The organism is Sulfurimonas sp. (assembly GCF_026991475.1).
Taxonomy (GTDB): Bacteria; Campylobacterota; Campylobacteria; order Campylobacterales; family Sulfurimonadaceae; genus Sulfurimonas.
On the sequence record NZ_JALXBK010000014.1, the window covers coordinates 1 to 8320 of the forward strand.

General features: G+C 35.3%; 6 protein-coding genes and 4 tRNA genes. 5 read left to right on the forward strand and 5 right to left on the reverse strand.

Going from position 1 to position 8320, the window contains the following annotated elements:
* Window positions 1–71: 71 nt before the first annotated feature.
* The 3 genes from rpmI to MV589_RS01010 all read left to right on the forward strand — a co-directional run bounded on the left by rpmI (window position 72) and on the right by MV589_RS01010 (window position 1902).
* Window positions 72–263: a 50S ribosomal protein L35 gene (gene rpmI, locus MV589_RS01000; protein ID WP_297431202.1), complete on the forward strand. Its 192-nt coding sequence runs from the start codon at window positions 72–74 to the stop codon at window positions 261–263.
* 105 nt (window positions 264–368) lie between these two features.
* Window positions 369–728, forward strand: a complete 360-nt coding sequence (gene rplT / locus MV589_RS01005) for a 50S ribosomal protein L20 (RefSeq protein WP_297431205.1) — start codon at window positions 369–371, stop codon at window positions 726–728.
* 112 nt (window positions 729–840) lie between these two features.
* On the forward strand, window positions 841–1902 hold the full coding sequence (locus tag MV589_RS01010) for a GGDEF domain-containing protein (RefSeq protein WP_297431207.1): 1062 nt from the start codon (window positions 841–843) through the stop codon (window positions 1900–1902).
* 115 nt (window positions 1903–2017) lie between these two features.
* Here the strand turns inward: MV589_RS01010 and MV589_RS01015 are convergent, their stop codons facing one another.
* The 5 genes from MV589_RS01015 to MV589_RS01035 all read right to left on the reverse strand — a co-directional run bounded on the left by MV589_RS01015 (window position 2018) and on the right by MV589_RS01035 (window position 4833).
* Window positions 2018–4201 carry an HD domain-containing phosphohydrolase gene (locus MV589_RS01015; RefSeq protein ID WP_297431208.1) on the reverse strand — a complete coding sequence of 728 codons (2184 nt, stop codon included), beginning with the start codon at window positions 4199–4201 and terminating at the stop codon, window positions 2018–2020.
* Window positions 4202–4417: 216 nt separating this feature from the next.
* Window positions 4418–4506: transfer RNA gene (locus MV589_RS01020), tRNA-Ser, on the reverse strand.
* A 33-nt stretch (window positions 4507–4539) separates the two neighbouring features.
* Window positions 4540–4613 (reverse strand) — tRNA-Cys (locus MV589_RS01025).
* Between the two features lie 21 nt (window positions 4614–4634).
* Window positions 4635–4721 (reverse strand) — tRNA-Leu (locus MV589_RS01030).
* A gap of 37 nt (window positions 4722–4758) precedes the next feature.
* Window positions 4759–4833: transfer RNA gene (locus MV589_RS01035), tRNA-Gly, on the reverse strand.
* A gap of 153 nt (window positions 4834–4986) precedes the next feature.
* On the opposite strand from MV589_RS01035, the gene ilvD reads away from it, so the two are divergent.
* The gene (gene ilvD / locus MV589_RS01040) at window positions 4987–6675 is read left to right on the forward strand and encodes a dihydroxy-acid dehydratase (RefSeq protein WP_297431210.1); all 1689 of its coding nucleotides are present in this window, start codon (window positions 4987–4989) and stop codon (window positions 6673–6675) included.
* Between the two features lie 2 nt (window positions 6676–6677).
* The coding region (thrS, locus tag MV589_RS01045) for a threonine--tRNA ligase (protein ID WP_521966159.1) at window positions 6678–8320 on the forward strand (1643 nt) is incomplete at its 3' end.

The window sequence follows — 8320 nt, forward strand, 5'->3', positions numbered from 1 at the left end:
TGAAGTATAGCAAAATTTTAGAAAAGTTTGGGTATAATTGCGTTTCCAAAATTTTACGAAAAGGATTATCGATGCCAAAAATGAAATCGGTAAAAGGCGCTGTAAAGCGTTTTAAAGTTAAGAAAAATGGTCAAGTTAAACGTGGAACTGCGTTTAGAAGCCATATTCTTACAAAACAAGATGCAGATACTCGTCGTGGGCAAAACACTCCAAAAGTGATTGCAAAAGTAGATGAGAAAAACATTAAGGGTATGATTAACTAAATTTTAGTTTTTCATTAACATCTCCAACTTTTAAGAGTTGGGCAAGTCCACCAAAGATGTGGCACCTTGACTATTTAAATAGCTAGGTAAAGAAAAAGGAAAGATATGCCAAGAGTTAAAACAGGTGTTGTTCGTAGACGAAGACACAAAAAGATATTAAAATTAGCAAAAGGTTTTTATAGCGGTCGCCGTAAACACTTCAGAAAAGCAAAAGAGCAAATTGAACGCTCAATGATGTATGCGTTCCGTGATAGAAAGCAAAAAAAACGTGAGTTCCGTAAACTATGGATTATCCGTATTAATGCTGCTTGTCGTTTAAATGGTATGAACTATTCAACTTTTATAAATGGTCTTAGCAAATCTGGTATCGAACTCGATCGTAAAATTCTTGCTGATATGGCAATGAATGATGCAGCTGCATTTACTGCAGTTGTTGAAGCTTCAAAAGCTGCACTAGCAAAGTAATCTAACCCCTTTTGGGTTAGATTAATCTTCTCTTATTTATAAACTCATTAAATTTAATATATATTAAGTCTATAAGAAGTAAAATGGATATAAAATTCTATTTTGGATATTTATGGAACTCGCTTTAGAACAGAAACAGACCTTTAAAAATGAAAAGATGCAGGTAATTCTTAGGATTGCACTTGTTTCTATTTTTACCATGAACCTCTTTTATATTTATGATAATGGTGGGCATTTTGGAACATATTCATTTTTTGATGTCGTTGCCCTTCCTCTTGTTGTTATTGTTCTAAATATTTTCTATTATTTTATTTTTTTAAAACATTTTCCATTTCTTTATCAAAATGTGAGAATAATTTTGATAATGATTTTAGATATAGTTGCAACTATTATTGCATTTTATCTTGTAGGTGAGGTAGGTATATATTATGCGGGTGCGTTGCTTTGGTTTATCATTGGGTATGGAACCCGTTATGGTATTAAAATCGGCTATATAACGTATGTAACAGTTATCTTATCATGGATTGCCCTTTTAAAATATTCACCTTATTGGCAAGCAAATATAGATGTGGGCATTGGTTGGTTAGTGGCGTATGTAGTGCTGCCTTTGTACTATTTTAAACTTATTTCTGAACTCCAAAAAAAGATTGCAATGTTACATCAGGATGTGACTGAATCAACATTTCGTGCAGGACATGATAGTTTAACACAATTACCGAATCGTAATTTATTTGAAAAAATGTTGTATGAGAGCGTTGAACGATATAAACTTACTAAAGAAAAATTTGCACTGTTTTTCATTGACTTAGATGGATTTAAGAAGATAAATGATGTTCATGGGCATGAGATGGGAGATATTGTTCTTATAGAAGCATCTAAAAGAATCAGAGAAATTAACAGATTTTCAGCAAGAATGGGTGGGGATGAATTTGTGAGTATTGTGCATTATACAGATGAAAAAGAGTTGCGAGACCGAGCAGATGCTCTATTAAAAAGAATAAGTCAAAAATGTAAAGATGAGAGCATTGTTATCTCTGTAAGTATTGGAATCGCAAAATATCCGGAGGATTCCAAGTCTACTTATGAAATCAAAAAGTATTCAGATGAAGCGATGTATAGAGCAAAGCAGCAGGGAAAAAATAGGTACTGTTTTTTTATGGAGGCGTCGCCTTAGATTTGAACTAAAGAGTCATAACTTTTCCCAAACTTTAGATACAGTTTACAATCCTAAAATAGCTAATTTTTTCAAACAAAGAAGTACAATTATAGCTGAGAATTTTATGCGGAATTTAGGACTCTCCTAAGATTTTTTTTGTATCAACAGCATCAATTTGATCTTCTTGTAAAAACTGTTTTGCATACTCCAAATATGTGCCACTGTTAACAAAAACAGCAAATATTTCCCCATCTATATGGCCATCTTTAACCATATAGTGCATTATTTGCAGTGCTTGAGAGAGTGTTTTTGCTTTTTTATATGGACGATCAGAGGCACACAGCGCTTCAAAAATATCTGCAATTGCCATTACCCGTTCAGGAATACTTAACTGCTCTTTCGTCAGTTTACGAGGATAACCGCTTCCATCAAGTTTTTCATGGTGTGTTCCTGCATATTTTGCTACATTATGCAGTTTATCTGGAAAAGGAATGGCTTCAAGCATTTTTATTGTCATTATGATATGTTCGTTTATCTTGTAGCGCTCTTCGGTTGTAAGTGTGCCTTTTTCTATACATAAATTGTAAATTTCGCCATAATTGTAGAGTTGTTTGGGGACATTTTCTTTAAATCCATAATGCTGGTACTCATTAAAATCAAAATTTTCTCTTTGAATAATATGATATGCCTTGTCATCAAGCAGTTTTTCTTGAGTTGGAAGCACTCTTTTTTCATTACAATAACGCTGCGTTTCACTCTCTCCTAAGCCTAAAGTGTTATCAAAATATCTCGTCCATTTTTCTTGTGCTATTGTTTTTATGCGTCTTTGTTTGGATTCATCCATAAATTCACTGCCAAGATTAGATGTCGCTATAAAAGCAAAATCATCATGCAGCTGCTGCTGTCTGCGTTTGAGTCTATTTTTGGACTCCTCTTTTGGTTCTCCTTTTTCTAGTGCTTCTAAGTAAGTGATGTATGCATCACGATAAAGCACCTCAAAACGCATACGAATTTCATGAATACGATTGTAGATTGTTTCAAGTTTTACAGATTTATCTATTACATATTCTGGGGTTGTAACTTTTCCGCAGTCATGTAGCCAAGCACCAAGTTTAAAAGCTTTTTTTTCATCTTCATCATCAAAATGAAAATCTTTAAAGAGCTTTTCTTCTTTGTTAAGTGTTTCAATCAACATCTGGGCAAGAACAGGGACACGCTCACAATGTCCTGCCGTGTAGGGTGATTTTGCATCAATAGCTTTGGCAATAAGCTGTACAATGGCATCAAGTAGAGATTGTAATTGCTTTTGATAGTTGTGAATGCTCTGTGACATCTCTACCTGTGACCTGCTTAACGCTTGAAACTCTTTAATATTTGTTTGTACCGCTGTTACATTTTCAAACTCTCTATTTTTGATTTTCTCATTTTCAGCTATTAGCTTCTTGATTGTTTTTGTAATAAAGTTTGTTGAAAAAAAGACAAATACTAAAGCAATAATAAGTAAAAGGAGGGCTATTAAAAGTGAATTGAACAGAATGTGTCTATATGGTGCCAGTACCTTTTTTGCATCAACTGCCAGGCCAAGTTTTGTATCTGAAAAGAGTTGTGTATAGACTCCAAAGTACTTCCTTTCTCTCTTTTGAAAAATGAAAATTTTATTTTCTTGCATAGTGAGATATTTTGAAAAAACTTTTTTGTCGTATTGGTGCATTGAGTCTGCAAAGATGTGACCCTTGTTTGAATATAAAAATATATCGGTAGCATCATCGTTTTGTAACTTATGTAAAAAAGTATTTATTGCCTCTAAGTGTGTGTCCACACCAAGTACATAAGCCTTTTTCTTGAGAGATAAAGAGAGAGTTAGACCAAGTTTGTTACTATTTACAAGATGATAGGGTTTACTAGAGATAAGCTTGTTTGTTTGTAAAGCTTGAATATACCAAGAGCGTTTTCTCACATCAAACGCAGTGTTCTTTCGAGCTGTTTTTAGTATATGTAAATTTTTATCTAGCAAGAGAGTTTGTTTGATTTTGTTTATGACAATAATATTTTTCCACTCTTCATTTGGCAGACGTAATAACTCAAAAAATCTCCCATTTGGCTGTGCAAAGTATATAGCAGCTCTCTCTGGATGCCTTTTTAAAAAGTGTTGTAGCGTATTTAGTAGCTCTTTATTGTATGTGAATGTGATGGTTTTGTAGAGTTCTTTTTTATTTTTATAGCTATATAAAACTGAAGCGGTTTCATCAACACTTTCTTGAATCTCTTTTTTGACTGCATCTCGTGCATTGTTAATCTGCTGTGCAATAGATGTCAAGACTAATTGTTTACTAAAATAATAGTTTGAAGTAATAAGAAAGAAACTGACTAGAATTATAAGTACCGAAAAAATACTAATAATTAAACTGTTTATGGAAAAAGATTTCATGAAAACACCTATGCTTTTAATGTAATTAAGCGATCATTACAAATATCAAAAATAATAATATTTTGGTTTTATTGATAGTTTTTTGGATTAATTTCTGTTTTGAAGTGGTGGACCCTCAGGGATTCGAACCCTGGGAGGTGTGACCCTCGCCGGTTTTCAAGACCGGTGCATTCGACCAACTCTGCCAAAGATCCACAATGTGTTTAGTTTAACATGAAAAAGTTAACTGGAGGTGCCACCCAGATTTGAACTGGGGATAGCAGCTTTGCAGGCTGCGGCCTTACCACTTGGCGATGGCACCAGTCATTATCTTTCATGTCAATGGTGCCCGGGGCCGGACTCGAACCGGCACAGTATTGCTACCGGGGGATTTTAAGTCCCCTGCGTCTACCAATTTCGCCACCCGGGCATAATGAATGAATTCACAGTTTAACAGTTTTAATAAATGGAGCGGGAAACGAGGTTCGAACTCGCGACCCCAACCTTGGCAAGGTTGTGCTCTACCACTGAGCTATTCCCGCAATTTTCTCTCACAATTTGTAAGTGAGCCGGAATTATAGCGATTTATTTTTCATTTGTAAAGGCTTTTTATCTGAAAATAGTAAAAAAATGCTATAATCGCATTTATAAAGAGTGACACTAAGCAGTCTTAGAATAAAATTAAGGATTAAAACATGAGAAGTGACATCATCAAAAAAGGTTTCGATAAAGCTCCACACCGTTCTTTGCTTCGTGCAACAGGTCTTAAAGATGAAGATTTTGACAAGCCTTTTATTGGAATTGCAAACAGTTATATTGACATTATCCCTGGGCATTTTTTCTTGCATGAATATGGAGAAATTGTAAAAGAGGCTATTCGTGAAGCGGGTGGTGTTCCATTTGTTTTCAATACCATTGGTGTTGATGATGGAATTGCTATGGGGCATGATGGTATGCTTTATTCACTACCGTCTCGTGAAATTATTGCTGATTCTATAGAAACAGTTATGAATGCGCACAAACTTGATGCTATGATTTGTATTCCAAACTGTGACAAAATTGTTCCAGGTATGATTATGGGTTCACTTCGTGTAAATGTTCCTACTATATTTGTTTCAGGTGGACCAATGCCAGCCGGACATAAAAAAGATGGTACACCAATTGACCTTTCTACTGCGTTTGAGGCGGTTGGTCAAGTGAATGATGGAACAATGAGTAAAGAAGAACTTTATGAGATTGAGTGTGAAGCATGCCCATCTGGCGGAAGTTGCTCTGGTATGTTTACTGCAAACTCTATGAATACTCTTTGTGAAGCGATGGGAATTGCACTTTCAGGTAATGGAACAGTGCTTGCGATGACTCCAGAGCGTATTGAGATGGTAAAAAAAGCAGCTAAACGCATTGTAGAACTTGCAAAAATGGAAGATAGTTCAAAATATAATTTTAAAAATATTTTAAATGAAAAAGCTGTTCATAATGCGTTTACAGTAGATATGGCAATGGGTGGAAGCTCAAATACAGTGCTTCATATGTTAGCAATTGCAAGAGAAGCTGATGTTGATTTTAAAATAGAAAATATTAATGCTATTGCTGAGAAAGTTTCACACATTGCAAAAATTTCTCCTTCATTAACATCCGTTCATATGAAAGATATTGACGATGCAGGTGGGGTAAACGCAGTAATGCATGAAGTTTCACGTAGAGGCGATGTTTTAAACCTTGATGCCTTGACAATTACTGGTGAAACGATAGGTGAGCGTATTAAAGATGCAAGAATTTTAGATGAGGCTATTATTCATACAAATGAAAATGCATATTCACCTGTCGGTGGACTCTCTATACTTTTTGGAAACCTTGCAACAGAGGGTGCGGTTATTAAAGCAGCTGGAATTGTAGATAGTATGCGTCACTTTAAAGGGACTGCTGTCTGTTTTAATTCGCAAACAGAGTGTATAGCTGGTATTATGGGTAAAAAAGTAAAAGCTGGGGATGTTGTAGTTATTCGTTATGAAGGTCCAAAAGGTGGTCCAGGTATGCAAGAGATGCTTGCTCCTACGGCACTTATCCAAGGTATGGGACTGGGTGAAAGTGTTGCACTTATTACCGATGGTCGTTTTTCTGGTGCTACAAAAGGTGCTTCTGTTGGGCATGTCTCTCCTGAAGCAGCTGAGGGTGGACTTATTGCACTTATAGAAGATGGTGATGAGATAGAACTTGATGTTGATAAACATATTTTACAACTCAATGTTGATGGCGAAGAGTTAGCAAGAAGAAAAGATGAATATAAACCATATAAGAATGAAGTAAAATCAAAATGGTTGAAACGATACCAACTTCTTGTATCAAATGCATCAAATGGTGCTGTATTAAAAACTGAATTATAGGAATAAATTTGAGTGCAATAGCAATAAAATATAATGATAATATAGTAGATTTACAAACAGCTGAGGAGCTTGGGCTTAAGGGCGAAGAGATAAAATTGGATAACTCGGCAGAGGCGTTAGAAGTGTTACGTCACTCAACTGCGCATCTTATGGCACAAGCTATAAAGTCACTCTATCCTGATGCAGAATTTTATGTAGGACCAACAGTTAAAGAGGGTTTTTACTACGATTTTAAAACTTCTGCTGAGATAGGGCAAGGGGATTTAAAAAAGATTGAGAAGCAAATGCTCTCTTTTGCAAAGAAAAAGTATCCTATTGAGCGTTATGTTATCTCTAAAGATGAAGCTCGTGAAAAGTTTAAAAATGATCATCTTAAACAAGCTGTTTTAGATATGATACCTGATGAAGATGTAAGCATCTATAAGCAAGGTGAATTTGAAGATCTTTGTCGTGGACCACATTTACCAAATATTGGTCTTATTCGATACTTTAAATTAACAAAAATTTCTGGTGCTTATCTTGGTGGAAATTCTAAGAATGAAATGTTAACACGCATATATGGTATTGCATTTGCAGATAAGGCATCACTTAAAGCACATATGGATATGCTGGCAGAAGCTGAAAAACGAGATCATCGTAAACTTGGAAATGAGATGAAACTTTTCACTTTTCGTGAAGAGGTTGGGGCTGGTTTTCCTATTTGGCTCCCTGCTGGTGGAAGATTGCGTGCTCGTTTAGAGTCACTACTTTTTAAAGCACATCGTAAACGCGGTTATGAGCCAGTGCGTGGACCTGAAATGTTGCGTTCAGACCTTTGGAAAACTTCTGGTCACTACCAAAACTATGGTGAAAATATGTATTTTACGCATATTGATGAGCTTGAGTTTGGTGTAAAACCTATGAACTGTGTTGGGCATATTAAAGTATATGAAGATGAACTTCACTCTTATAGAGATTTGCCGATTAAGTATTTTGAGTATGGTGTAGTGCATCGTCATGAACTTACTGGTGCACTGCATGGGCTTTTCCGTGTTCGTGAATTTACGCAAGATGATGCGCATATTTTCTGTCGTGCTGATCAGATTGAAGAGCAGATTATTGAAGTTGTTGATTTTGTTGATAAAATTATGAGCACTTTTGAGTTTGATTACAAGATGATGATTTCAACTCGTCCAGATAAGGCTGTTGGAAGTGATGAAGTGTGGGAAATTTCCACACAAGCTCTGAAAAATGCTATGGATACAAATGAACTTGCTTATGAAATAGATGAGGGTGGTGGTGCATTTTATGGACCAAAAATTGACATTAAGATTACCGATGCAATTGGTCGAGAGTGGCAATGTGGAACTATTCAGCTAGATTTTAATCTTCCTGAGAGATTTAAGCTTGAGTACAATGGTGAAGATAATGAGAAAATTCAACCTGTTATGATTCATCGTGCTATTTTAGGTTCTTTTGAGCGTTTTATAGGAATTTTAACTGAGCATTATGCTGGAGAATTTCCTATGTTTATTGCTCCTACACAAGTAGCAATTGTTCCTGTTGCTGAGTCACATAAAGAATACGCTAAGGAATTATCAGATAAACTTATTGACATTAATGCTGATAGTGAAATCTATGCGAAGAATGATTCTTTAAATAAAAG